The 674-nt window shown below is 55.9% G+C and carries 1 protein-coding gene; it reads right to left on the bottom strand.

Annotation, left to right across the window (positions count from 1 at the left end; genetic code table 11):
• On the bottom strand, window positions 1-618 hold a 618-nt coding region (locus tag ACLD7X_RS17670), incomplete at its 3' end, for an alkaline phosphatase D family protein (protein WP_411424999.1).
• Between the last annotated feature and the right edge of the window lie 56 nt (window positions 619-674).

Below are 674 nucleotides of genomic sequence, written 5' to 3'. Positions count from 1 at the left end.
GTCCTCACTGTCAGGTATTTTATTCGCTGAGCGGTACTCCCGGCCCTCTACCAGCCAGATTTGCAAGTCTTTCCCCCAGCGGAGGGTCCGGTAGGGCTTGTCGCGCAGGGGTACATTCTCCCGCCAGATTTTCAAGCCACCTGTAACGGTCAGGTTACCATAGGCGGGGGTAGCGGGGTTCACGTCGTCGCTCAGCAGATCGTGGTCGTCTTTGAGCATGTAGATCGGCGTTTTCTGGAAGAAGTCGCGGAGCGCGGGCCAGCCGTCCATAGCGTGCCACTTGTGGCGGGCTTTTTCGGCGTTTTTGGCCAGCGGACCAGGCTTGTCGTAGTAGATGTAGTCGCCGGTATGGATGAAAAAGTCGGGTTTCATGCGCCTCATGCTGTCGTAGGTTTTGAAGCCGCGTTGTTGGTCATCGAAGCTCCAAAAGTACTGGCAGGTGGAGGTAGTGAGGGCTACGGGTACCACGGCCTGCGGATCGGGAGCCGTTTGGAAGGAGCCCTTAGTGGTTATGATATCGCCTTTTTCAGATGCCTTGGCTTCCAGGGTGAGTTCGTATCGGGTGGCCGGGCTTAGCTTATCAAACGGTATCTGAACCGTGCAATCATTCTTCTCCAACGCTGGGAACCAGGCTGATTTCCATACCGCCTTTGACCGTTTCGAATGGGTTGTCA

Source organism: Aphanothece microscopica RSMan92, assembly GCF_046613545.2.
Taxonomy (GTDB): Bacteria; Cyanobacteriota; Cyanobacteriia; order PCC-6307; family Cyanobiaceae; genus NIES-981.
The sequence above is the reverse complement of the archived record's forward strand: the minus strand, read 5'-3'. Positions and strand labels throughout refer to the sequence as shown.